Origin of the sequence: Terrabacter sp. NPDC080008, assembly GCF_040702505.1 — a bacterium.
Taxonomy (GTDB): domain Bacteria; phylum Actinomycetota; class Actinomycetes; order Actinomycetales; family Dermatophilaceae; genus Terrabacter.
Window position 1 is genome coordinate 225,863 of sequence record NZ_JBFBLC010000006.1, and the last position, 22,877, is coordinate 248,739.

The following is a 22,877-nucleotide window of genomic DNA, read 5'->3' on the forward strand; positions in this document are numbered from 1 at the left end:
GGCTCGCGCGGGGGCAACCTTTCTCGTGTCGCCCCACACGTGGGAGTGCGCAGGTGCCCGCGCGGGCCGCTACCTGTCCGGCGGGCTCTGAGCTGCTCGACCGGCCTGCCCGGGCCGGCGGCTCAGAGCAGGACGAGGTCGTCGCGGTGGATGACCTCGCGCTCGTACTCCGGGCCGAGGTCGCGGGCGAGCTCCCGGGTGGAGCGCCCGAGCAGCGCCGGCAGCTCGGACGCGCTGTAGTTGACGAGACCCCGGGCGACGGGGGTGCCGTCGGGACCGCACACGTCGACGGGGTCACCGTCGTGGAAGCTGCCCTCGACGGCCGTGATGCCGGCCGGGAGCAGCGACTTCTGCCGGTGCACGAGGGCGGACACGGCGCCCTCGTCGACGATGAGCCGCCCGCGCGCGGTGGTGGCGTGCTCGAGCCAGAGACGCCGCGAGCGGCCACGGACGCCGACGGGCAGGAACGTGGTCCCGACGTCCTCGCCGGCGAGCACCTGGATGACGCGGTCGGCGGCCGTCACGACGGTCACCACGCCGGCGGCGGTGGCGATGCGGGCGGCTTCCACCTTCGTGGCCATGCCACCGGTGCCGACCTTCGAGCCGCTGCCGCCCACCTCCACGTCGACCAGGTCCTTCGGGCCGCGCACGATGGGTATGCGGCGTGCCCCGGGCCGGTTCGGCGGCGCGTCGTAGAGCGCGTCGACGTCCGAGAGCAGCACGAGCGCGTCCGCGTCGACGAGGTGGGCGACGAGGGCGGCCAAGCGGTCGTTGTCGCCGAAGCGGATCTCGCTCGTCGCCACGGTGTCGTTCTCGTTGACGATGGGCAGGACGCCGAGGTCGAGGAGCCGTTCGAGGGTGCGGCGAGCGTTGGCGTAGTGGGTGCGGCGGGTCACGTCGTCGGCCGTCAGCAGCACCTGGCCGACCGTGATCTTGTGCAGCCCGAACGCGTGGGTGTAGGCCGCGAGCAGCGCCCCCTGCCCGACCGAGGCAGCGGCCTGCTGAGTGGCGAGGTCGCGAGGTCGTGACGGCAGCTCGAGTGGGTGCAGCCCGGCCGCGATCGCCCCCGAGCTGACGAGCACGATCTCGGTGCCGTCGAGGTGCTTGCGCGCCAGCGCGTTGGCCAACGCCATGAGACGGGCGAGGTCGATGCCCCCGTCGACCCCGGTGAGCGAGCTGGAGCCCACCTTGACGACGAGGCGCCGGGCGCTGCGGATCACCGATTCGGACGACACACCCGAGACTGTAGTGAGGCCGGATGGTGGCCGCAGACGCGTCCACGCCGCTCGATCGGGAGCACCGGCCGGCGCCGGCGGCGGGGGCGCACGGTTGACAGTCATGGGCTCGCGATGTGCAATATATTGCATGCCGATTCCGCGCGAGGCGTTCCCGCCACGCCCCCTGCTGCGGGACGACGTCCACCGGCGGTTGCGGGACGCCATCGTCGACGGCACCCTGACGCCGGGGGAGCGGCTGAGGGACCAGGACCTCGCCGCGTGGCTCGGCGTGAGCCGCACTCCCGTGCGCGAGGCGCTGCTGCGACTGGCGCAGGCGGGCCTGGTGCACGCAGCTCCCGGTCGCTCGACCACCGTCTCGAGCCTCGACGCCCGAGCGATCCGTGACGCGCAGGCCGTCGTCGCGTCGATGCACCGCTTGGCGGTCGAGCAGGCGGTACCGCAGCTCGGGCCCGCCGACCTCGACGCCATGCGGGCGGCCAACGAGCGGTTCGCCGACGCGATGCGCCGGGGTGACTCCGAGGGGGCGGTCGCGGCCGACGACGCGTTCCACGCCGTCGCCGTCCGGGCGGCCGCCAACGCCGCGATCGAGAGCGTCCTCGACCAGTTCACGCCGGTGCTGCGCCGACTCGAGCGACTCCGGTTCGCCTCCTTGTCGGGCCGCGCGTCCGTATCCCTGCACGAGCGGATCATCACGCTCTGCGCGGCCGGCGACACCGCCGCAGCCGCAGCGGCCGCCCACGAGACGTGGGAGACCCTCCGGCCCCTCATCGAGACCCTCGAGTCCGAGACCTCCTGACCTCTGTTCCTCTCGACCCGCCCCACCCCGAGCCGCCACCACCGCAAGGAGAGCCATCCCCATGTCGATCCACGACTTCGAGCGCTACCCCCTGACCTTCGGACCGAGCCCCGTGCACCGCCTGGACCGGCTCACCGAGCACCTCGGAGGTGCAGCAGTGTGGGCCAAGCGCGAGGACGTCAACAGCGGGCTGGCCTTCGGCGGCAACAAGACCCGCAAGCTCGAGTACATCGTCCCGGACGTGCTCGCCAGCGGCGCTGACACGCTCGTCTCGATCGGCGGCTACCAGAGCAACCACACGCGTCAGGTGGCCGCCGTCGCAGCCAGGCTGGGCCTGAAGTGCCGGCTCGTCCAGGAGCGCTGGGTCGACTGGGACGACCCGGTCAACGACCGGGTGGGCAACATCCTGCTGTCGCGGATCATGGGTGCCGACGTGCGCCTCGACCCCCACGGCTTCGACATCGGCATCCGGCCGTCGTGGGAGGAGGCGATCGCCGAGGTGGAGGCCTCCGGCGCGCGCCCGTACGCCATCCCGGCGGGCGCGTCGGAGCACCGTCTCGGGGGACTCGGCTTCGCCAACTGGGCCTACGAGGTCGCCGAGCAGGAGGAGGCGCTCGGCGTCTTCTTCGACACCATCGTCGTGTGCACCGTGACCGGGTCGACGCACGCCGGCATGATCGCCGGCTTCGCCGCCCTCGAGGACGCCGGCGGCCGTCCGCGCCGGGTGATCGGCATCGACGCCTCCGCGACGATCGAGAAGACCCGGAACCAAGTGGCACGAATCGCAGGGAACACGGCTTCCCTCATCGGCCTCGGACGCGACCTCCGCGACGACGAGGTGACGGTCCTCGAGGGGTGGGCCGGTGACCTCTACGGGGTGCCGGTCGAGTCGACGGTCGACGCCATCCGGCTCTCGGGCAGCCTCGAGGGCATGATCATCGACCCCGTCTACGAGGGGAAGTCCATGGCCGGGCTGGTCGAGCTCGTCTCCACGGGGGAGATCCCGGCGGACTCCACCGTCCTCTACGCCCACCTCGGCGGGCAGCCGGCGCTCAACGCGTACAGCAGCGTCTTCTCCTGACGGCACGGCGCCACGGGTCCCACGGGGCGGAAGGCGCGACGCCGACGTCGCCGCACGGACCTACGCTGGGAGCATGGAACGCACGATCGACCCTGCCGTCGTCGAGCAGGTGACGGGACTGGCCCGGCAGGCCCGGGTCGCGGCCCGACGGCTCGCCCTGATGACCCGTGCCGAGAAGGACGCGGCCCTGCTCCAGCTCGCCGACGCCGTCGAGGCGGCCGCGGCGTCGGTGGTCCGGGCCAACGCGGAGGACCTCGAGCGGGGGCGCGCCGCGGGGATGAACGAGAGCCTGCAGGACCGGCTGCGCCTCGACGAGGCTCGGGTGGCCGCCGTGGCCCAGGCGCTGCGTGATGTCGCGGCGCTGCCCGACCCGGTCGGTGAGGTGGTGCGCGGCTCGACGCTCCCGAACGGGCTGCAGATCCGGCAGGTGCGGGTGCCGATGGGCGTCATCGGGATGATCTACGAGGCGCGCCCCAACGTGACGGTCGACGCTGCGGGACTGGCCTTGAAGTCGGGCAACGCGGTGCTGCTGCGGGGCGGCTCTGCCGCCGCCAGCAGCAACCACGCCCTCGTCACCGCCCTGCGCGACTCGCTGGCGGCCCAGGGGCTGCCCGTCGACGCGATCACGCTGCTCGAGGAGGGTGGCCGCGATGCCGCCCGGGCCCTGATGACGGCGCGCGGCCTCGTCGACCTCGTCATCCCGCGCGGCGGCGCCGACCTCATCCAGACGGTCGTGCGCGAGTCCACGGTGCCGGTCATCGAGACCGGCGTGGGCGTGTGCCACGTCTACGTCGACAGGGCCGCCGACCTCTCCAAGGCGCAGGCGATCACCCTCAACGCCAAGACCCAGCGGCCCAGCGTGTGCAACGCCGCCGAGTCGCTCCTCGTCCACCGCGACGTCGCCCCCGACTTCCTGCCGAAGGTGCTGACCGACCTGGCCGGCGCCGGCGTGCGGCTGCACGTGGCACCCGAGGTCACCGAGTACGCCGAGGCGGCCGGGGCGGCATACGACCTCGCGAACGAGGACGACTTCGGCACCGAGTGGCACGGGCTGGAGATGAGCGTGGCCGTCGTGGACGACCTCGACGAGGCCATGGACCGCATCCGGCGCTACGGCACCGGGCACACCGAGGCCATCGTCACGGAGGACCGCGCAGCCGCTCGGCGCTTCACCGCCGAGGTCGATGCGGCCGCCGTCATGGTGAACGCGAGCACCCGCTTCACCGACGGCGGCGAGTTCGGCTTCGGCGCCGAGATCGGCATCTCGACCCAGAAGCTGCACGCCCGCGGACCGATGGCGCTGCCCGAGCTGACGACGACCAAGTGGGTCGTGGAGGGCGACGGACACACCCGCTGAGACCCGGCACGGCCCGGCGTCGGACGGGTGGCAAGATGACGCAGCATGGAAGGCACCGAGGTCCGCAAGCTCGCAGAGCTGGAGGACGACCACTGGTGGTATCGCGAGCGGCGTCACCTGCTGGCCAAGGCCATCACGGGACTGACGCCGGGTCTCGCCCTCGACATCGGTGCGGCCGGAGGCGGCAACACCCGCGTCCTGCGTGAGCACGGCTGGGACGCCGTCGCCCTCGAGTACGGCGCCGAGGGTGCAGAGGTCGCGCGCACACGGGGACTGGCCACGGTGCGCGCCGACGCGACGCGCCTGCCGCTCGCGGACGCCTCGCTCGACCTCGTCGTCGCCTTCGACCTGCTCGAGCACCTGCGCGATGACGACGCCGCGGTGGCGGAGGTGCACCGCGTCCTCAAGCCGACCGGCACCTACCTCGTGGCCGTCCCGGCCGACCCGCGCCTGTGGTCCGGCCACGACGAGGCGGTCGACCACGTGCGGCGCTACACGCGCGACGGCCTGCTCGAGCTGCTGCAGCGAGGCGGTTTCGCGGTCACCGACGTGCGGTCGTGGAACGTCCTGCTGCGCCCGCTCGTGGCCCTGCGCCGACGCAGCACGTCGGGGTCCGACCTCGACGGCCTGCACCCCCTGGTCAACCTGGGCCTGCGGACGATCATCACCGCCGAGCGCTACCTGCCGCTCGGAGACCTGCCGGGCGTCAGCCTGCTGGTGCGGGCTCAGCCGCGCAGCTGACTCGACTCCGGCTCGCCCAGGTGCGCGGTCTGCGGCTGCACGGTCGCGCCGTCGATCCCCCCGAGCTCGTCGAACCCGCCGAGCGCGTCGGTGCGGAGCGACTCGGTGTGCGGGTGGGCCGGCAGCGGCGTGTCGGTGGGACCGCGGTCGCCCGCGTCGGCCGTCATCGAGTCGTAGGCGATGAAGTAGGCGGGACGGCCCTGCATCTGTCCGTACATCCGGCCGATGTACTCGCCGAGGATGCCGACGCAGACCAGCTGCACCGCGCCCACCCCGGCCACGATGGCCACCGTCGAGGTCCAGCCGGCGACGGTGTGGCCAGCCGACCGCGCGATCAGCGTGTAGAGCACGAGCAGGACCGCGACCACCGCGCCGCCGAAGCCCGCGAAGGTCGCGAGGCGCAGGGGAGCGGTGGAGAAGCCGGTCAGCGAGTCGAGCGAGAGCTTGACCATCTTCATCAGCGGGTACTTCGAGTCACCGGCCGCGCGCTGCTCCCGCTTGTACTCGACCGTGTCCGACGGGAAGTTGAGCGCCGGGACGATGAAGCGCAGCACCCGGTTGTGCTCGGGGAGGCTGTTGACCGCATCGACCGTCGCGCGTGACATCAGGCGGTAGTCGCCGGCGTCGGCGTGCGCCGACGTCTGGGACATCAGGCCGATGAGGCGGTAGAACGCCTGCGCCGACACGCGCTTGAACCACGTGTCGGTGGAGCGGTCGTTGCGCACCCCGTAGACGACATCGACGCCGTCGGTGCGGGCTGCCGCGAGCATCTGCGGGATGATCTCCGGCGGGTCCTGCAGGTCGGCGTCGAGTGTCACGACGTAGTCGCCCAGGGCGCTGGCCAGGCCCGCGGAGATCGCGGCCTGGTGCCCGGCGTTGGCGCGCAGGCGCACGACGCGCAGCTGCGCCCACTCGCGGTGGTAGCGCTGCAGGAGCGCCGCCGTCAGGTCCTTGCTGCCGTCGTCGACCGCGACGACCTCGTAGGTGGTGCCCATGCCGTCGAGGAGCGGACGCAGACGCTGGACGAGCAGCGGCAGCACCTCCTCCTCGTTGTACATCGGGATCACCACGGACAGCTCAGGCACCATGCGTCCTAGCCTACGGCCGCCCATGGGCCGCGGCTGTCGCGTCGCTGGGGCGTGGCTGTGCCCGGGTCGGTAGGGTGCGCGGGTGGGGGAGCCGAGCCCGGAGCAGTGGACGCCGGCACGCGCTGGGCCGAGGCGCGGGACCGCACCTGACGGCATACGGCATACGACCTCGAGGCGCGCTGGTCAGCCCGACGGCATGCGGCACGGCAGCCTGCGGGCACGCGCTGCGTGTGTCGGCCCCCGTGCGCGCTAGGCTGACCGCATGTCTGATCGCGCCGTCTCGCTCATCACCCAGGGGGAGGAAGCCGCTCGCGAGCTTCCCATGCCGGTGATCGCCTACTTCTTCATCACCTTCGCGCTCTTCCTCGTGGCGCTCGCCGTCACGTGGAGCTTCCGCAACACCGCGTACAAGGTGCAGGCGCCGCGCCCGTCCCGGCCCGCCGCGGGCTCGCAGGAGGTCACGCACGAGGGCACGAGCGGGACCGGCGGGGCGCACCGCTGACCATGCGCCTCGGCGTCATGGGTGGGACGTTCGACCCGATCCACCACGGCCACCTCGTGGCCGCCAGCGAGGTGCAGGCACGCTTCGGGCTCGACGAGGTCGTCTTCGTCCCCACGGGACAGCCGTGGCAGAAGGCGGACCGCCACGTCTCCGCCGCCGAGGACCGCTACCTCATGACCGTCATCGCGACGGCCTCCAACCCGCGCTTCACCGTCAGCCGGGTCGACATCGAGCGGCCCGGGCCGACGTTCACCATCGACACGCTGCGCGACATCAGGGCCGAACGGCCCGACGACGAGCTCTTCTTCATCACCGGCGCCGACGCGCTCGCGGAGATCCTGTCCTGGAAGGACGTCGAGCACCTCTTCCAGCTCGCTCACTTCGTCGGCGTCACCCGCCCCGGCCACGAGCTGTCCGACAAGGGCCTGCCGGAGGACCGCGTCACGCTGCAGGAGGTGCCCGCCATGGCGATCAGCTCCACCGACTGCCGCGCCCGCGTCGCCGGCGGCGAGCCGGTCTGGTACCTCGTGCCCGACGGCGTCGTGCAGTACATCAACAAGTACCACCTCTACTCGGGACCGCAGGGTGGTCCCGTCCGTGTGCAGTCGTCGGGAGAGGTGCGCGGCGCAGACGCCCGCACCCTCTCGTCCTAAGGAGATTCGTGACCGCAGCAGACCATTCGATCCAGCTCGCCAAGGTGGCCGCCGTCGCGGCGGAGGAGAAGCTCGCCGAGAAGGTGCTCGCCATCGACGTGAGCGACCAGATGCCGCTCACCGACGTCTTCGTCATCGCCTCGGCCCCCTCCGAGCGGCAGGTCGGCGCCATCGTCGACGAGGTCGAGGACCGGCTGCGCGAGCAGGGCAGCAAGCCCGTGCGCCGCGAGGGTGAGCGCGAGGGCCGCTGGGTGCTCATCGACTTCGGCGACATCATCGTGCACGTGCAGCACGAGGAGGAGCGCGAGTACTACGCGCTCGAGCGGCTCTGGAAGGACTGCCCGGAGATCGACCTGACGGCGGTCGCGGCTCCCGCACGCCCGGACGTCGACGGCGCCGAGGTCCGCGAGGCGTGACCTCCCCGGGGACGGCAGGCGCCGAGGGGCCACGTCGCATCGTCCTCGTCCGGCACGCGCAGACGGTCGACAACGCCGCCCGGGTGTGGCAGGGACACAAGGACACCGAGCTGTCGGCGCGCGGGCACGAGCAGGTGGCCGCCGCAGCCCCACACCTGGCTGCGTACGCACCGGCGCTCATCGTCTCGAGCGACCTGCAGCGTGCGTCGACGACTGCCGAGGCGATCTCCCGGCTGACCGGTGTCGACGTCAGGCTCGACGAGCGGCTCCGCGAGGTGCACGTGGGCGAGTGGCAGGGGCTGCACGCAGACGACGTGCGCGAGCGCTACCCCGACCTCGTCGCCGCCCTCGACCGTGGTGAGGACGTGCCGCGCGGGGTGACCGGCGAGAGCCGGGCCCAGGTGGCCGAGCGCGCGGGCGCGGCGCTGCGCGACATCGCGGGGCAGCTGGAGCCCGGCCGGACGGCCGTCGTCGTGGCCCACGGCGTCTCGGCGCGGGTGGCCGCGGCCGACCTCGTCGGGCTCGACCAGGACGTGTCCGACGCCGTGTTCCGGGGCCTGGACAACTGCCACTGGATCGAGCTCGTCGAGAGCGGCAAGAGCTACTCGGAGCGGGTGCGGTGGCGGATCAGCGGCTGGAACCTGGGGCCGTGGAACGTCTGACGTGACAGTGCCGCCCCGATTTGGGCTCTCGGCGAGAGACCGGCTATGGTTACGCAGTCGCTTCGACGAGGTGACACCCGCAAGGGGCTGTGGCGCAGCTGGTAGCGCACCTGCATGGCATGCAGGGGGTCAGGGGTTCGAGTCCCCTCAGCTCCACCAGAATCAGAAGGGCCGGACGTCTCGTCCGGCCCTTCTGCCGTTCTCGGCGGTGGGGCGGCCGTGGTCGGGCGGCCGTACACGGGGGTGCCGTGTTCAGCCCTGGGCACGCGCTTGCGGCAGCTGACCGCCCGGGCGGCGCCCGTGCTCGAGCACCCGGCGGTAGACGCGCTCGTAGGAGGCCGCCATCGCATCGAGGCTGAAGCGCTCGCTGACGCGTCGGCGGCAGTCCGAGGGCTCGATCTGCTCGCAGTCGCCGATGGCCCGGGCCAGCTGCTCCGGACGGTCGACGACGAAGCCGGTGCGACCGTGGGCGACCACCTCGGGCGCGGAGCCGTTGGACAGGGCCACCACCGGGGTGCCGCAGGCCATGGCCTCGACCATGACCAGCCCGAAGGGCTCCTCCCAGCGGATCGGGAAGACGAGGCAGCGCGCGCCGGCGAGCAGCCGCCGCTTCAGCACGGCGTCCGCGATGCCGATGTCCACCGCGTCACGCCCGAGCAGCGGCGCGACCCGGGTGCGGTAGTACTCGTTCTCGATCGGCTCGGTCCGCTTGCCCGCGAGGATGATGCGCACCCCCGCTCGGCGCGCGGCCTCGATGGCGAGGTGCGGCGCCTTCTGCGGGTGGAACCGGCCGAGGAAGAGGACGTAGTCGTCCTTGCGGTCGCGGTAGGGAAAGCTCTGGACGTCGATGCCGTTGGGGACGGTCGCGACCCAGTTGAGGCCCGGCTCGCTGGCGCGCTGGGCGTGCGAGATCGCCACGAGGCCGACGGCGGTGCCGAGGGGGCGGTAGACGTCTGCGAGCTCGGCCGTCGCGCCGTGGACGGTCACGAGCGTGGGTAGCAACCGACCCGGCGCCGTGAGCGGTCCGGCGATGGTGTGGTCGTGGACGAGGTCGACCTGGCGGGAGCGGAGCATGCCGAAGACCCGCGCGGCGTTGACGACCTCCGGGATCGCCTCGCCGAGCCGGGCGGTCTGGGTGTGCTCGCTCGTGCGCACGAACTCCTGCGCGGACGTGCCACGCGCGCCCGCGGCGAAGAGCGTCACGTGGTGCCCGCGCGAGACCAGACGGTCGACGAGCCCGGCGACGATCGCCTCGGTGCCCCCGTAGGCGTGCGGTGGCACCGTGTAGTACGGCGGAGCCACCATGGCGATGCGTAGCGAGCGAGGCTGCACCAGATGCTGTGTGCCCCCGGACAGGGCTTTCGTCGTCAGTGTGCTCACCCCCAGGCCGCATCCGCCACGTCGTCCTCGGTGCGCCCCTCCCTTCCAGTATCGCCGCGGCCGGTGCGCGTCGGGGTCGAACCCGGGTCTAACGCGGTTCGGACCGGCGAGACGTCGGTCACCCAAGGCCGGGCGAGGGCCTCAGAACCTCGCCGTCCGCGCCGCCTCGGGCGCCCCGGCGGGCACCGGCTCGCGGTGGCGTTCCGTCGGTGGGTGCTCGCTCCTGGCGGGCCGCAGCTGCAACGCCCCGGAGAGCCCGCTTGCGCGCCAGGCCTCGCGCTCCAGCTGGACTTCGAGCAGCTCGCCGCCGACGTGCAGCTGCTCGACCGAGAGCGGCAGGAGCGCCTCGGGCACCTGCGGGTCGAGGCCCACCGTGCCGGACGGCGCGTCCACCTCGAGCCCCAGCATCGAGCGCAAGAGCAGCATGGGCGTCGCTGCCGCCCAGGCCTGTGGAGAGCACGAGGTGGGGTAGGGGACCGGGACCTCGAACTCGTCCCTGCCGAAGCCGCAGAACAGCTCGGGCAGGTGGCCGTCGAAGCCGTCCGCCGCATCCAGCAGCGCCAGGGCGATGCGGTTGGCCTCCGAGACGAATCCGTAGCGCCGCAGCCCCGCGGCGACGATCGCGTTGTCGTGGGGCCACACGGAGCCGTTGTGGTAGCTCATCGGGTTGTAGGCGCCGGCTGCCGAGGAGAGCGTCCGCACGCCGAAGCCGCTGAACATCTCGGGTGACATCAGGGCCGCGGCGGTGTCGCGGGCGTGCTCCTTCGCGACGATGCCGGTCCAGAGGCAGTGGCCCATGTTGGAGCCCAGGGCGTCGACGGGTCGCTTGTCGGCGTCGAGCGCGAGCGCGTAGTGGCCGCGCTTCGGCAGCCAGAACTGCTCGTTGAACCGTTGGCGCAGGGTCGCAGCGCGCTCGCGGAGGTGGCGGGCCCGCTCGTCGTCACGGGCGGCCTCGGCGAAGCGCGCTCCGGCCAGGTAGGCGGCATACGCGTACCCCTGCACCTCGGCGAGCGCGAGCGGTGCACCCGCGAGCGCGCCGGAGTCGTAGGTGATGCCGTCGAAGGAGTCCTTCCAGCCCTGGTTGACCAGGCCGCGCTCGGAGGCCCGCGCGTACTCGACGAACCCGTCCCCGTCTGCGTCGCCGTAGTCCTCGATCCAGCTGAGCGCGCGGTCGACGTGGCGCCGCAGAGCCGCCAGCTCGGCCCCGGACGTGCCCCAGCGGTGCAGCTCGCCGGCGAGCATGACGAACAGGGGTGTCGCGTCGGCCGTCCCGTAGTAGACGGTGTCCTCGTCGGCGCCCGGCTCCTCGGTGAGCCCCGAGCGCACCTCGTGCAGGATGCGGCCGGGCTCCTCCTCCGTGCGGGGGTCCACGACGCGGCCCTGGTGCTCGGCGAGCGCCTCGAGCGTGCCCCTGGCGACGCGCGGGTCGAGCGGGAGCAGCATCCAGGCCGTCAGGAGCGAGTCCCGGCCGAAGAGCGTCATGAACCACGGGGCGCCGGCCGCGAGGAGCACCCGCCGCGGGTGGTTGGGGTCGTCGATCCTCAACCCGGCGAGGTCGTGGATGCTGTTGCCCACGAGGGCGTCGAGGCGCGCCCCGGCAGAGCGGACGACGGGGCTGCGCTCGCGCCAGCGTCGGTGCTCCCTCGCCGGCGCGCTCTCGAGCCGCGCGACGCCGGGGTGGTAGGGCGTGGGCAACGGCACGTCGCGGAACCACGGCACCACTCGGACGGTGACGGTGGCCGTGTCCCGGCCTGCGAGGCCCAGCCGCCACACGAGACCATGGCGGAACACGGTGTGGCCCCCCGAGCCGGTGATCTCCACCCCGCGGGGGTCGGCGCCCTGGAGCGTGAGGCGCAGGGACGTGGCGTCGATGCTCGAGACAATGTCCTCGACGCGCTGCCGGTCGAGGTGTCCCTCCTTGACGTCGAAGAGCCCGGCGAAGTCCGTGTCCGCGGTGAGGGTCAGGGCCACCGTGACGCCGTCGCTGCTGAGGTTCTCGACCGTGATGTCCTCGACCATGCCGCTGCCGACGTAGCGGCGCCGGACGACGAGCAGCGTGCTGTCGGCCAGGCCGTGCCGCGGCCGGCGCCGGGTCACGAACGTCGCCGCGTGCGGGCCGAGCGGCTGGACCGTCAGCGGCTCGAGCGACTCGCCGTCGATGCGCAGCTCGAAGTGGTCGAGGAAGCGGGTGTCCTTGACGACGAGCCCGTGGCTCGAGCCGGCCCCGATGTCGCCCGAGGAGTCCGACACGCAGAAGGATCGGCCCTGCACGAGCGACACCTGCGACACGTTGCCCGAACTCGGTGGCCCGCCGGTGAACGCCCAGCCCTCGGTCATGTCTCCAGACGAACGCTCCCGCGGCGGCACTGTCAAGGGGCGTCACAGCACCGTGCCCTTCCGGTGACCCGGGGCCGGGGTACGCTCGGGGTGGGCTCCTCCGACGGGCGCCCGCGGACGAGGGAGCCGTACCCGCCTCGCGACAAGACGGCCAGATCGGAACTGCCGTGCACTGGCTCGTCCTCGTCCTGTCCGGAGCCATGGAGGCCCTCTGGGCCACCGCGCTGGCCGCCTCGGACCGCTTCCGCCGCCCGCGCCCCACTGCTCTCTTCGCGGTCACGTTGACCCTCAGCATGCTCGGCCTCGCGTGGGCCATGACGGCCCTACCGGCAGGCACGGCGTATGCGGTGTGGGTCGGGATCGGCGCCGTGGGCACCGTCCTGCTCGCCGTCGCACGCGGGGAGGAGCGCCTCGGCGCCCCTCGCGCGGCCCTGCTCGTCGTGCTCGTGGGGTGTGTCGCCGGCCTCAAGGCGGTGGCGTGATGCCCTGGGTCGTGCTGCTCGGCAGCGCGGTCCTCGAGGCCGTGTGGGCCTCGGCGCTGTCCGCCTCCGAGGGCCTGTCCCAGCCGGTCCCCGCAGTCATCTTCCTGGTGGCCGGGGCGCTCAGCATGGTCGGGCTCGCGCACGCTGTGCGCACCATCCCGATCGGGACGGCGTATGCCGTGTGGACCGGTCTGGGGGCGGCGCTGACGGTGACGTGGGCGATGGCCACCGGGGGAGAGGCCTTCTCGGTCGTCAAGGTGCTGCTGCTCGCCGGGATCGTGGCCTCGGTCATCGGCCTGAAGGCCGTCGGTCACGAGGCGGGGGCTGCGACGCCTGACGACCGATCTGGGTGATTCCTCCGTTCGAGGTGCCGATGTCACACCCGCCGGTCATGATAGGCCCGCCCGGGACACCCGTCCCGGGCACGGACCACCAAGGAGCTCTCACGTGCCCATGACCAAGACCCGGTCCCTCGCCCTCGCCACCGCACTGACGCTGACCCTCGGCGTCGGCATCGGCGCGGGAACCGGAGCCGCCAGCGCGGCGACGAGCGTCGCCACCCCCGCAGCCACGTCGGCCACCTCCACCTCGTTCGTGGCGCCCAACGGCTACACCTACGACTTCGCCAACGCCACGACCAACGACCCGAAGGCTGCGGCCGCCCTGGCCAAGGTCCGCGCCGCGCTGCCCTCCGACTGGCGCAGCCGGCAGGCTGCGGTGGCCAAGCGACTGAAGGTCGAGCCGTCCTCCGCCCGGGAGGCGCTCGAGCGAGCCATCGACCCGACGCAGTACCAGTGCTCGCCGACGGCACTGGACGCCTACGTCGACCAGATCCTCTCCGGCATCGACTACTCCAACCTGTTCTTCCTCGCCACGACCGGCGCGCTCGACGTGCCCACCTACGACTCGCTCCTCTTCGGTTCGCCGACCGACCCGCGCTACGCCCTGCCAGCCGCCTACCGCAACGAGCTGACGAGCGCCTTCCGCAAGGCCCAGGGCTTCTGGGACATCGACGGCAGCAACATCCAGCTCATGGCGATGCACGGCGACGTCCTGCGCGACCAGGCGCGCCTCACCCGCACCCTCGCCGTGATGTACGAGGTTCCCGAGTCGCAGGTCGCCGGGCTCGCCCAGGCCATCGGCGAGGTCGTGGCGTCCGACCCCGGCCTGCAGAAGGGCGCCAACCCGATCTTCACCCTCAACGCGTTCGCGTTCAGCGCCGAGGGCGACCCCGACCCCGTGGTCGCAGGGGTGCCCGACAAGCTGATCTTCGGTGACGGCATCCTGGCCGCCCTCGAGGCGATCGGTGTCGGCGACGTCGGCCCTCGCGCGGTGCTCGGCCACGAGTACGGCCACCACGTGCAGTACGACAAGGACCTGTTCAACTCGCCGCTCACCGGTCCCGAGGCCACTCGCCGGACCGAGCTGATGGCTGACGCGTTCGGCACGTACTTCGTCACCCACAAGCGGGGGCTGGCCCTCAACAGCGCCCGGGTCCTGCAGGCCGAGCGGTCGTTCTACGCGGTCGGTGACTGCAGCTTCACCAGCGCCGGCCACCACGGCACGCCGAACCAGCGCCTGAAGGCCTCGACCTGGGGCTTCTCCGTCGCCGACAGCGCACAGAAGCAGGGGCACATCCTGCCGTCGCTGACCCTGGACGCACAGTTCGAGGCGAAGCTGCCCGAGTTCGTCGCACCGGACGCCTGACCCGGACCACCCATGGGCGCTATGGTCGCGCCCATGGGTGGCTGGTGGCTCGAGGCGATCGGCTGGGCCGGCTCCGCCGTGCTCGTGTGGTCGCTGCTGCAGACCCAGCTGCGCCGCCTGCGGGTGCTCAACCTCGTGGGCTGCCTCGTCCTCATCGCCTACAACACCGCCGTCCACGTCTGGCCCATGGTGGGCCTCAACGTCGTCCTGGCCGGGATCAACGTCTTCCACCTGGTGCGAATGGCTCGCGAGAAGCACGACGCCGACGCCTATGAGGTCCTCGAGGTCTCCGGGGAGGACACCTACCTCAGGCACGTGCTGCGCGTGCACGAGGCCGACATCCGGCGCTTCAACCCGCAGTTCGTGCACGACCCGTTCGCCGGCTCGCTGTCCTACCTGGTCCTGCGCGGCGACGAGACCGTCGGCGTGGTCCTCATGCGTGACCTCGGCGCAGGCACGGCCCAGCTGCTGCTCGACTGGGTGACGCCCAGGCACCGGGACCTGACGCCGGGGGAGTTCATCTTCGGGCCGGCGGGGCCGTTCCGGATGCGCGGCTTCCGGCGCGTCCTGACGCCGCCGGACATGATCGAGCCCTACTACGAGAAGCTCGGATTCCGTCGCGCGGGCGACGCCTACGTGCTGTGACCCGGGGACGGGGCCGGACGGCATACGTGCTCGGGCCGAGTCGGGTGATCCCTCGCACGCTCGCCCGCCCCGCTCCCGCGCCACACCTACGCTGGAGGTAGGGAGCCGTGTGGGCCCGCCGCACGGCGGCCCGTGAAGGAGCGGTGAGCACCATGACCGCGAACCAGAGTCCGGTCGAACCCCGACACGACGTGCCCGACCCGACGGTCGACCGCACGCTGCCCGAAGAGGACGTGCTGCGCGGCAGAGCGGTGGGCCGGCTCAAGAAGAAGGCCGACTTCCGCATGCACCTGCTGATCTACGTGCTGGTCAACGCCGCGCTGGTGGTGATCTGGGCGATCACGGGCTCGGGCTTCTTCTGGCCCGCGTTCTTCATCGTCGGATGGGGCATCGGCGTGGTGGCGAACGCCGCCGACGCCTACCTGGTGACCACGCCGACCGAGCAGCAGATCACCGAGGAGATGGAGCGGCTGAGAGGCCGGTGAGCCCGACTACTGCCGCTCGTGCACGTCGGGACGGGTCGAGGCCGGCGGCCCCTCGTCGCCGCCGGCTGGGGCTGGTCCGGTCGGTTCCGCCCGCCCGGCCAGCGCGATGCAGCCACCCAGGGTGACGACGAACGACGCGACGGCCAGTGGCGCCCGGCCGGCCAGGACGCGGTCACCGAGGACGAGCAGGCCCACGAGGGCCGGCACCACCGTCTCGGTGGCGAACGTCAGGGCGGCCACCGTGGTCACCCGGCCGCGGCTCAGGGCCAGGCCGTAGGCGACGGTGGCGAGTGCGGCGTGTGCCAGCAGGCCCCACGCCAAGGCGCTCGTCACCAGGTGCCACGGTGGTGACGGCACCACGAGCAGGCGCGCTGCGACGCCGACGCCGCCGAAGCCGAGGCCCGCAGCGACACTGAGCAGGACGGCGCCGCGCCGGTGGTCCCGGTCCCGGTAGCCGATGCCCACCAGGGCCGCGACGAGGCCGGCGGTGACGAGCAGCCACGACGACGCGGACGTCGGGGTCTGCGCGGCAGGCCCCTCCGCAGCGGCGAACGCCAGTCCGGTCAGACCCGCGGCGACGGCGACCAGCGCGATGACCTCACCGGCCCCGAGGCGCACGTGGAGCACGAGCACCGACAGCAGGGCCGTCACCGCCACGGACGACGCGACGGCGGACTCGACGAGGAACAGGGGCAACGTCCGCAGGGCGGCCACCGACGCGAGGAAGCCGATGCCGTCGAGAGCCAGCCCGACGCCATACGGCCACCCGGCACTGATGCGCGCGGTCAGGGAGGTTCCTGCGGGTACCGCCGCGATGCGGCGCACGCCGATGGCCTGCAGCACCGTCGCGGCGCCGTAGGCGACAGCGGCGAGGAGGGCGCCGAGAAGCCCGAGGCTCACTCGTGGGGCCCGCGGCGAGTCAGCCGGCTCGCTGGCACTTGCTCATGAAGCGGTCGGGGTCGACGACGGCGCGGTGGACCTCGCCCCTGGCGATCTCCTCGCCGTCCGTGTCCCGGACGGTGACGTGGCAGACCAGGCGCCGACCGTCGTTGATGGGCTCGGCGCACAGCACTGTGACAGCCGCGCCGACGGGGCTGCCCTTGATGTGCTCCATCCTCACCATGGTGCCGACTGTCGTGTGGTCGGCGTCGATGGTCTGCTTGCAGACCTGGAAGGCGGCGTTCTCGCACCAGGTGATGAGGCGCGGAGTGGCGAGGACGTCGAGATCGCCGGTTCCGACGTGAGCGGCGGTGTCGTCGGCGGAGACCGTGTGCTGGAACGTGCGCATGGGCATCTGACGAGTCTGTCAGACAACGGCGAGAGCGCCGACTCGTCTCACGACGCGCGTGACCCCCGTCACTCGAGAGCGCGCCCCGTCCCACACGAGAGCGCGCCCCGTCGCACACGAGAGCGCGCCCCGCCCCACACGAGAGCGCGTCCCGTCCCACACGAGAGCGCGTCCCGTCCCACACGAGAGCGCGTCCCGTCCCACACGAGAGCGCGCCCCGTCCCACACGAGAGCGCGCCCCGTCCCACACGGGAGCGCGCTTGTCCACATCCTCGAGCGCAGAAGGGGCCTTCTCCACATGTTCGTCGACCTGGGCTGACTTCGTCGCCGCCATCGCCGACTTTCGGGGTGTGAGAACTCTCGACTATCCGGTCCCTGTCGCCGACGAGGCGCTCTTGACTCGTTGCCGCGCCGCACGAGACACGATGCCGTCACACCTAGCCTTCTCCCACGTCACTGCGGCAAGGCTCCTGGGCCTGCCGCTGCCGTACGCCGTTGACGACGACAACCGCCTCCACGTCACTCGACCCATGGGGGAGCCTCAGACCAGGATCGAAGGAGTGGTCGGTCACCGCTTCGTTCACCCCCGGGCGCTCGATGAGGTCCACGGGCTCAGGGTCACCGCTCTCGCGGACACTTGGGTCGATCTGGGAGAGCTTGTCGGGAGAGGCAAACCGATGGGCCTCGATGACCTGATCATCCTGGGTGACGCGTGCGCTACCAAGCTTCGAGCGGTCGGCCCGCTTCGGGTGGCGCTGAGCCGCCGCATTCGGCCGCGGGGAAAGCGGACTCTCGTCGAGGCGTTGCGCGTGGTCCGGGTGGGCTCGATCTCGCCCATGGAGACCCTGGTTCGCATCATCTTCGTCCGAGCCGGCCTCCCCGAGCCTCTGCCGAACGAGCCGGTCTTCGCTTCGGACGGCTCGGGTCGTCTGCTCGGATTCGGCGATCTCGTCTGGCTCGTCGAGCGGCGTGGCAAGCCGCCCATCAAGGTCATCGGTGAGTATCAGGGGGAGCAGTTCCACTCGTCGCAGGAGCAACGTGACCACGACGGCGAGCGACGTGAGCAGTTCGAGGATGATGACGGATGGACGGTCCAGGAGATCTGGCGTTCTGACATGACGGGCAACCGGGCGCGCCGTGAGTTGGTCGAGAAGCTGGCCTGGTACCTGCAGGTTCCCTCCGAACTTCTGCACCTGGGCGACGTGGAGCCCAGGTTCTTCTCGGAGTATGCGGTGGAGCTCGCTATCCAGCGGGGCATGCGTCGTTGACCGCGTGACGCGGGGTGCGCTTTCGAGTGGGGCGGGGTTCGCTTTCGAGTGGGGGGCGCTGCGCTAACCTTGGGCCCATGGCTGGACTGCTGCTCCTTCCGCAGCCGCGTTGACGAAGGTCGGGACTCCCGACATCAACGCGGCTTCCCCTCCTGTGCGAGGGGTTTTCTTTTGCCCAGACGAGCAGCGACGAAAGAGAAGACGATGAGCGAGCAGACGAACGAGACCCCGTTCCGCTACACCGCCGCGATGGCGCAGCAGATCGAGACCGCCTGGCAGGACCGCTGGGAGGAGGAGGGCACGTTCAACGCCCCCAACCCGGCCGGGCCGTGGGCCGAGCCCGAGAAGGTCGCCGCTCGCGGTGAGAAGCTCGTCGTCCTCGACATGTTCCCCTACCCCTCCGGCGTCGGCCTGCACGTCGGCCACCCGCTCGGCTACATCGCCACCGACGTCTACAGCCGCTTCCACCGGATGCTCGGCAAGAACGTCCTGCACGCCCTCGGCTACGACGCCTTCGGCCTACCGGCAGAGCAGTACGCCGTCCAGACCGGCCAGCACCCTCGGAAGACCACCGAGGAGAACATGACGAACATGAAGCGCCAGCTGCGCCGTCTGGGGCTGGGCTTCGACAACCGCCGCACCTTCGCGACGATCGACGACGACTACTACCGCTGGACGCAGTGGATCTTCCTGCAGATCTGGGACTCCTGGTACGACAAGGACGCCGTGCGCGAGGACGGCGGCCGCGGGAAGGCGCGCCCGATCCGCGAGCTCGTCGAGGAGTTCGAGTCGGGCCGTCGCGCCGTCGTCGACGCCGAGGGCCGCGGCTGGGCCGACCTGTCCGCGACCGAGCGCGCGAAGGTGCTCGAGGGACACCGCCTCGCCTACACCGACGAGGCGCCGGTCAACTGGTGCCCCGGCCTGGGCACGGTGCTCTCCAACGAGGAGGTCACCAACGAGGGCCGCTCCGAGCGCGGCAACTTCCCTGTCTTCCGCCGCAACCTGAGCCAGTGGAAGATGCGCATCACCGCGTATGCCGACCGCCTGGCCGACGACCTCGACGGGGTCGACTGGCCGGAGAAGGTCAAGCTCATGCAGCGCAACTGGATCGGCCGGTCCAAGGGCGCCCGCATCACCTTCCCCGTCGTCACCGGCACGGGCGAGCGGGACGGCATCGACGTCTTCACGACGCGTCCCGACACGATCTTCGGCGCCACGTTCATGGTCATCGCGCCCGAGCACCCGCTTGTCGACGCGCTGGTCCCGGCCGGCGATTGGCCCGAGGGCACGCGGGACGCCTGGAAGGGTGCCGACGCCGACGCGAGCGCGACCCCGAAGGAGGCCGTGGCGGCATACCAGCTCGCGGCCTCGCGCAAGGGCGACGTCGAGCGCCAGACCGAGGGCAAGGACAAGACCGGTGTCTTCACCGGCTCCTGGGCCACGAATCCCGTTTCGGGAGAGCGGATCCCGGTCTTCGTCGCCGACTACGTCCTGATGGGCTACGGCACCGGCGCGATTATGGCCGTCCCCGGCCAGGACACCCGCGACTGGGAGTTCGCGGAGAAGTTCGACATCCCGATCGTCCGGACGGTGCAGCCGACTCAGGGCCACCCCGAGGACGAGCCGTTCCTCGGCGACGGCGTCGCGGTCAACAGCTCCAACGAGCGCATCACGCTCGACGGCCTGAACGTCGCCGGCGCCAAGGCGAAGATCATCGACTTCCTCGAGGCCGAGGGCATCGGCGCGGGCACGATCAGCTACCGCATCCGCGACTGGCTCTTCAGCCGGCAGCGCTACTGGGGCGAGCCGTTCCCGATCATGTTCGACGAGGACGGGGTGGCGTATGCCGTCCCCGACGACGAGCTGCCCCTGACCCTTCCCGACGTGCCCGACTACAGCCCGAAGACGTTTGACCCGGACGACGCGCAGAGCAGCCCCGAGCCGCCGCTGTCCCGCGTCCCCGAGTGGGTCGAGGTCGAGAAGGACCTCGGCGACGGCCGCGGCCTGCGCAAGTTCCGCCGCGAGACGAACACGATGCCCAACTGGGCCGGCTCGTGCTGGTACTACCTGCGCTACCTCGACCCGGTGAACCACGAGGCGTTCGTCGACCCGGCCAACGAGGCGTACTGGCTGGCGCGGCACGACACCCCGGTCGAGGGCGCCCCGGCCGGCACCCGCGACCCAGGCGGCGTCGACCTCTACGTCGGCGGCGTCGAGCACGCGGTGCTGCACCTGCTCTACGCCCGCTTCTGGCACAAGGTGCTCTTCGACCTGGGCCACGTGCGCAGCGAGGAGCCGTTCCGGAAGTACTTCTCGCAGGGCTACATCCAGGCCTACGCCTACACCGACAGCCGCGGACAGTACGTCCCGGCCGCCGAGGTCGAGGAGCACCCGGGCAGCTCCGGCTCCGAGCCGACGTTCACCTGGCAGGGCCAACCCGTGAACCGCGAGTACGGCAAGATCGGCAAGTCGCTGAAGAACTCCGTCAGCCCCGACGAGATGTACGACGCGTACGGCGCCGACACCTTCCGCGTCTACGAGATGTCGATGGGCCCGCTCGAGCTGTCGAAGCCGTGGGAGATCCGCGCGGTGGTCGGCAGCCAGCGGTTCCTGCAGCGCCTGTGGCGCAACGTCGTCGACGAGGCGACCGGCGAGGTGCGGGTCGTCGACGCCCCGCTCGACCAGGCCCTGACGACGCAGCTGCACCAGACCATCGCCGGTGTCCGCGAGGACTTCGAGGGCCTGCGCTTCAACACCGCCATCGCCAAGCTCATCGAGCTCAACAACGCGGTGACGAAGCTCGACGCGCCGCCGCGCGAGGTCGTCGAGGCCATGGTGCTGATGCTCGCGCCGGTCGCCCCGCACATCGCCGAGGAGATGTGGCAGCGGCTCGGGCACGAGGGCGGGGTGGCGTATGCCGCCTTCCCCGTCAGCGACCCCGCCAAGATCGTGCAGGAGCAGGTCACCTGTGTCATCCAGATCAAGGGCAAGGTGCGCGACCGGGTCGAGGTGAGTCCCAACATCTCCGAGGACGAGCTGCGCGAGCTGGCGCTCGGACGCGAGAAGGTCAAGGCGGCGATCGACGGCGGCGTGCGCACCGTCATCGTGCGCGCGCCCAAGCTCGTCAACGTCGTCCCGCTCTGACGGCAGGCCACGGGCGCGGCCCGGCTCCCCGAGGGGCCGGGCCCGCGCCGGTAGGTTGGGCCACGAGCGTTGGCGACGGCGGAAGGAGCGCGACGTGACGGTCCGGATCGTCACCGACTCGACGGCATACCTCCCGGGTGACCTCGCGCGAACCCACGCCGTCGAGGTGGTCCCGCTCCACGTCGTCGTCGGTGGCAGCGACCATGTCGAGGGTCAGGACATCACCGCGGCGCAGGTCGCGGCCGCGCTGCGCGACTACACCATCGTCACGACCTCGCGGCCCACCCCGACGGTCTTCGCCGAGACCTACCGGCGCCTCGCCGATGAGGGTGCGACGGCCATCGTCTCGATCCACCTGTCGTCGCAGATGTCCGGCACGGTCGAGGCGGCACGACTGGCCGCGTCAGAGGCTCCCGTGCCCGTCGAGGTGGTCGACAGCGAGACGATCGGCATGGCCATGGGCTTCGCCGTCGTTGCCGCAGCCGAGGCGGCGAGCGGCGGCGCGGACGTGCCGGCCGTCCTCGGGGCGGTGCACGCCCGGCTCGGGCCCTCGGGCGTGCTCTTCTACGTCGACACCCTCGAGCACCTGCGCCGAGGTGGCCGCATCGGGGCGGCGTCGGCGCTGCTGGGCTCGGCCCTGTCGATCAAGCCGATCCTCGCGGTGCGGGGTGGACGCATCGTGCCGGTCGAGAAGGTGCGCACCTCGTCAAGGGCCGTGGCCCGGATCGAGGCCATGGTCGTCGACCAGGTGGGCAAGGGCGGACACGCTGTCGACATCGCGGTGCACCACCTCGACGCCGCCGCCCGGGCCGAGCAGATCGCGGCCCAGTTGCGCACCATCGTCCCGGGACGGCCGAGCGTGCTGGTGGTCGAGCTGGGAGCCGTCGTCGGGGCCCACGTCGGACCGGGGACGGTCGCGATCGCGGTGTCGCCGCGCCCGGGAGAGCCGTTGCCGGCCCCGGTGTCGGAGCCGTCGCCGAGCGAGGTCGCCGGGCCGTGACCCTCCAGACGGTGCTGGTGTGGACGGCTGGGGTCGGCGTCGCCTTCCTCATCGGCTCGATCAACCCCGCCACGATGATCGCGCGACTGCTCGGCAAGGACCTCGCCACGGCAGGCTCCGGCAACCCGGGCGCCACGAACGCCGGACGGGTCCTCGGCCGCAAGTGGGGCGTCGTCGTCGGGGTGCTCGACGTGCTCAAGGGCCTCGTGCCCACGTTCGTCGCGGGGCACCTCTTCGGGGCGCACGCCGCCTACGCCGTCGGTATCGCGGCCGTGCTCGGCCACATCTGGTCGCCCTTCCTCAAGGGACGCGGCGGCAAGGGCGTCGCGACCACGCTCGGGGCGATCCTCGGGGTGCACCCGTGGGTGGCGCTCGTCGTGGTCGTCGTCTTCGCCGTGGCCGTGGCGGCGACGCGCTGGGTCGCTGCCGGCTCGATCCTCGGGGCGGTCTCGATGCTGGTGCTGGCCGTGCTGATCTGGACCGGCCACGCCCCCGGCGACGTGTGGACCGGCTTGTGGCTCATGGCGATCGGCCTGCTCGTCCTGGCCCGGCACAAGAACAACGTCATCGGCTGGTGGCGCCAGCGCCACGTCGCCTGACCCGTCGT

23 protein-coding genes, 1 tRNA gene and 1 riboswitch are annotated in these 22,877 nt (G+C 71.8%); of the genes, 18 read left to right on the forward strand and 6 right to left on the reverse strand.

Going from position 1 to position 22,877, the window contains the following annotated elements:
* Positions 1 to 122: 122 nt before the first annotated feature.
* Complete coding sequence (gene proB / locus AB0316_RS17250) at positions 123 to 1,235, reverse strand: glutamate 5-kinase (protein WP_366274270.1); 1,113 nt, start codon at positions 1,233 to 1,235, stop codon at positions 123 to 125.
* Positions 1,236 to 1,365: 130 nt separating this feature from the next.
* On the opposite strand from proB, the gene AB0316_RS17255 reads away from it, so the two are divergent.
* The 4 genes from AB0316_RS17255 (at position 1,366) to AB0316_RS17270 (ending at position 5,213) form a co-directional block, all read left to right on the forward strand.
* The gene (locus AB0316_RS17255) at positions 1,366 to 2,034 is read left to right on the forward strand and encodes a GntR family transcriptional regulator (protein ID WP_366274271.1); all 669 of its coding nucleotides are present in this window, start codon (positions 1,366 to 1,368) and stop codon (positions 2,032 to 2,034) included.
* A 61-nt stretch (positions 2,035 to 2,095) separates the two neighbouring features.
* Complete coding sequence (locus tag AB0316_RS17260) at positions 2,096 to 3,115, forward strand: 1-aminocyclopropane-1-carboxylate deaminase (RefSeq protein ID WP_366274272.1); 1,020 nt, start codon at positions 2,096 to 2,098, stop codon at positions 3,113 to 3,115.
* Positions 3,116 to 3,188: 73 nt separating this feature from the next.
* Positions 3,189 to 4,472 carry a glutamate-5-semialdehyde dehydrogenase gene (locus AB0316_RS17265; protein ID WP_366274273.1) on the forward strand — a complete coding sequence of 428 codons (1,284 nt, stop codon included), beginning with the start codon at positions 3,189 to 3,191 and terminating at the stop codon, positions 4,470 to 4,472.
* Between the two features lie 45 nt (positions 4,473 to 4,517).
* Positions 4,518 to 5,213, forward strand: coding sequence for a class I SAM-dependent methyltransferase (locus AB0316_RS17270; protein ID WP_366274274.1), 696 nt, complete (start codon positions 4,518 to 4,520; stop codon positions 5,211 to 5,213).
* On the opposite strand, the gene AB0316_RS17275 is transcribed toward AB0316_RS17270, so the two are convergent.
* A complete protein-coding gene (locus AB0316_RS17275; protein ID WP_366274275.1) occupies positions 5,198 to 6,301 on the reverse strand; it encodes a glycosyltransferase family 2 protein in 1,104 nt (367 codons plus the stop codon). The two genes, AB0316_RS17270 and AB0316_RS17275, sit on opposite strands and share 16 nt — an antisense overlap.
* Before the next feature lie 262 nt (positions 6,302 to 6,563).
* Between AB0316_RS17275 and AB0316_RS17280 the strand changes: the two genes are divergently transcribed.
* From AB0316_RS17280 to AB0316_RS17300, 5 genes are all read left to right on the forward strand, one after another.
* Positions 6,564 to 6,803 carry a hypothetical protein gene (locus AB0316_RS17280; protein WP_366274276.1) on the forward strand — a complete coding sequence of 80 codons (240 nt, stop codon included), beginning with the start codon at positions 6,564 to 6,566 and terminating at the stop codon, positions 6,801 to 6,803.
* A gap of 2 nt (positions 6,804 to 6,805) precedes the next feature.
* Positions 6,806 to 7,456, forward strand: a complete 651-nt coding sequence (gene nadD / locus AB0316_RS17285) for a nicotinate-nucleotide adenylyltransferase (RefSeq protein ID WP_366274277.1) — start codon at positions 6,806 to 6,808, stop codon at positions 7,454 to 7,456.
* An 8-nt stretch (positions 7,457 to 7,464) separates the two neighbouring features.
* Positions 7,465 to 7,872: a ribosome silencing factor gene (rsfS, locus tag AB0316_RS17290; protein ID WP_366274278.1), complete on the forward strand. Its 408-nt coding sequence runs from the start codon at positions 7,465 to 7,467 to the stop codon at positions 7,870 to 7,872.
* A complete protein-coding gene (locus AB0316_RS17295; protein WP_366274279.1) occupies positions 7,869 to 8,534 on the forward strand; it encodes a histidine phosphatase family protein in 666 nt (221 codons plus the stop codon). Before rsfS ends, AB0316_RS17295 begins: the two co-directional genes overlap by 4 nt.
* Positions 8,535 to 8,617: 83 nt before the next feature.
* A tRNA-Ala gene (locus AB0316_RS17300) sits at positions 8,618 to 8,693 on the forward strand.
* Between the two features lie 93 nt (positions 8,694 to 8,786).
* On the opposite strand, the gene AB0316_RS17305 is transcribed toward AB0316_RS17300, so the two are convergent.
* Together AB0316_RS17305 and AB0316_RS17310 are read right to left on the reverse strand one after the other, a co-directional pair.
* Entirely contained in the window at positions 8,787 to 9,866 is a 1,080-nt protein-coding gene (locus tag AB0316_RS17305; protein WP_366274280.1) for a glycosyltransferase family 4 protein, read from the reverse strand.
* 189 nt (positions 9,867 to 10,055) lie between these two features.
* The gene (locus tag AB0316_RS17310; RefSeq protein ID WP_366274281.1) at positions 10,056 to 12,251 is read right to left on the reverse strand and encodes a glycogen debranching N-terminal domain-containing protein; all 2,196 of its coding nucleotides are present in this window, start codon (positions 12,249 to 12,251) and stop codon (positions 10,056 to 10,058) included.
* An 89-nt stretch (positions 12,252 to 12,340) separates the two neighbouring features.
* A riboswitch (guanidine-III (ykkC-III) riboswitch) is annotated at positions 12,341 to 12,407 on the forward strand.
* Between the two features lie 11 nt (positions 12,408 to 12,418).
* On the opposite strand from AB0316_RS17310, the gene AB0316_RS17315 reads away from it, so the two are divergent.
* The 5 genes from AB0316_RS17315 to AB0316_RS17335 all read left to right on the forward strand — a co-directional run bounded on the left by AB0316_RS17315 (position 12,419) and on the right by AB0316_RS17335 (position 15,570).
* Complete coding sequence (locus tag AB0316_RS17315; RefSeq protein WP_366274282.1) at positions 12,419 to 12,733, forward strand: multidrug efflux SMR transporter; 315 nt, start codon at positions 12,419 to 12,421, stop codon at positions 12,731 to 12,733.
* Positions 12,733 to 13,086 (forward strand): multidrug efflux SMR transporter, encoded by a 354-nt coding sequence (locus tag AB0316_RS17320; RefSeq protein ID WP_366274283.1) that lies wholly within the window; start codon positions 12,733 to 12,735, stop codon positions 13,084 to 13,086. The genes AB0316_RS17315 and AB0316_RS17320 overlap by 1 nt, the downstream gene beginning before the upstream one ends.
* Before the next feature lie 100 nt (positions 13,087 to 13,186).
* A complete protein-coding gene (locus tag AB0316_RS17325) occupies positions 13,187 to 14,440 on the forward strand; it encodes a hypothetical protein (RefSeq protein WP_366274284.1) in 1,254 nt (417 codons plus the stop codon).
* Between the two features lie 33 nt (positions 14,441 to 14,473).
* The gene (locus tag AB0316_RS17330) at positions 14,474 to 15,085 is read left to right on the forward strand and encodes a YgjV family protein (protein WP_366274285.1); all 612 of its coding nucleotides are present in this window, start codon (positions 14,474 to 14,476) and stop codon (positions 15,083 to 15,085) included.
* A 107-nt stretch (positions 15,086 to 15,192) separates the two neighbouring features.
* Complete coding sequence (locus AB0316_RS17335) at positions 15,193 to 15,570, forward strand: 2TM domain-containing protein (protein WP_366274286.1); 378 nt, start codon at positions 15,193 to 15,195, stop codon at positions 15,568 to 15,570.
* A 6-nt stretch (positions 15,571 to 15,576) separates the two neighbouring features.
* Here the strand turns inward: AB0316_RS17335 and AB0316_RS17340 are convergent, their stop codons facing one another.
* Positions 15,577 to 16,470: a hypothetical protein gene (locus AB0316_RS17340; RefSeq protein WP_366274287.1), complete on the reverse strand. Its 894-nt coding sequence runs from the start codon at positions 16,468 to 16,470 to the stop codon at positions 15,577 to 15,579.
* Positions 16,471 to 16,489: 19 nt separating this feature from the next.
* Positions 16,490 to 16,864 (reverse strand): thioesterase, encoded by a 375-nt coding sequence (locus AB0316_RS17345; RefSeq protein ID WP_366274288.1) that lies wholly within the window; start codon positions 16,862 to 16,864, stop codon positions 16,490 to 16,492.
* A 554-nt stretch (positions 16,865 to 17,418) separates the two neighbouring features.
* Here AB0316_RS17345 and AB0316_RS17350 point away from each other — a divergent pair.
* From AB0316_RS17350 to plsY, 4 genes are all read left to right on the forward strand, one after another.
* Positions 17,419 to 18,126, forward strand: a complete 708-nt coding sequence (locus tag AB0316_RS17350; protein WP_366274289.1) for a hypothetical protein — start codon at positions 17,419 to 17,421, stop codon at positions 18,124 to 18,126.
* Between the two features lie 204 nt (positions 18,127 to 18,330).
* On the forward strand, positions 18,331 to 21,270 hold the full coding sequence (gene leuS, locus AB0316_RS17355) for a leucine--tRNA ligase (RefSeq protein ID WP_366274290.1): 2,940 nt from the start codon (positions 18,331 to 18,333) through the stop codon (positions 21,268 to 21,270).
* Between the two features lie 94 nt (positions 21,271 to 21,364).
* Positions 21,365 to 22,270: a DegV family protein gene (locus AB0316_RS17360; protein ID WP_366274291.1), complete on the forward strand. Its 906-nt coding sequence runs from the start codon at positions 21,365 to 21,367 to the stop codon at positions 22,268 to 22,270.
* Positions 22,267 to 22,869 (forward strand): glycerol-3-phosphate 1-O-acyltransferase PlsY, encoded by a 603-nt coding sequence (gene plsY / locus AB0316_RS17365; protein ID WP_366274292.1) that lies wholly within the window; start codon positions 22,267 to 22,269, stop codon positions 22,867 to 22,869. Before AB0316_RS17360 ends, plsY begins: the two co-directional genes overlap by 4 nt.
* Positions 22,870 to 22,877 lie beyond the last annotated feature (8 nt).

Bases quoted from the DNA above. Each gene is read 5' to 3' on its own strand.
- nadD (WP_366274277.1), top strand. From the start codon at position 6,806: ATGCGCCTCGGCGTCATGGGTGGGACGTTCGACCCGATCCACCACGGC.
- AB0316_RS17255 (WP_366274271.1), top strand. From the start codon at position 1,366: ATGCCGATTCCGCGCGAGGCGTTCCCGCCACGCCCCCTGCTGCGGGAC.
- AB0316_RS17275 (WP_366274275.1), bottom strand. From the start codon at position 6,301: ATGGTGCCTGAGCTGTCCGTGGTGATCCCGATGTACAACGAGGAGGAG.
- AB0316_RS17310 (WP_366274281.1), bottom strand. From the start codon at position 12,251: ATGACCGAGGGCTGGGCGTTCACCGGCGGGCCACCGAGTTCGGGCAAC.
- AB0316_RS17345 (WP_366274288.1), bottom strand. From the start codon at position 16,864: ATGCCCATGCGCACGTTCCAGCACACGGTCTCCGCCGACGACACCGCC.
- AB0316_RS17265 (WP_366274273.1), top strand. From the start codon at position 3,189: ATGGAACGCACGATCGACCCTGCCGTCGTCGAGCAGGTGACGGGACTG.
- leuS (WP_366274290.1), top strand. From the start codon at position 18,331: ATGAGCGAGCAGACGAACGAGACCCCGTTCCGCTACACCGCCGCGATG.
- AB0316_RS17270 (WP_366274274.1), top strand. From the start codon at position 4,518: ATGGAAGGCACCGAGGTCCGCAAGCTCGCAGAGCTGGAGGACGACCAC.
- AB0316_RS17325 (WP_366274284.1), top strand. From the start codon at position 13,187: ATGACCAAGACCCGGTCCCTCGCCCTCGCCACCGCACTGACGCTGACC.
- AB0316_RS17280 (WP_366274276.1), top strand. From the start codon at position 6,564: ATGTCTGATCGCGCCGTCTCGCTCATCACCCAGGGGGAGGAAGCCGCT.
- AB0316_RS17260 (WP_366274272.1), top strand. From the start codon at position 2,096: ATGTCGATCCACGACTTCGAGCGCTACCCCCTGACCTTCGGACCGAGC.
- AB0316_RS17330 (WP_366274285.1), top strand. From the start codon at position 14,474: ATGGGTGGCTGGTGGCTCGAGGCGATCGGCTGGGCCGGCTCCGCCGTG.
- AB0316_RS17320 (WP_366274283.1), top strand. From the start codon at position 12,733: ATGCCCTGGGTCGTGCTGCTCGGCAGCGCGGTCCTCGAGGCCGTGTGG.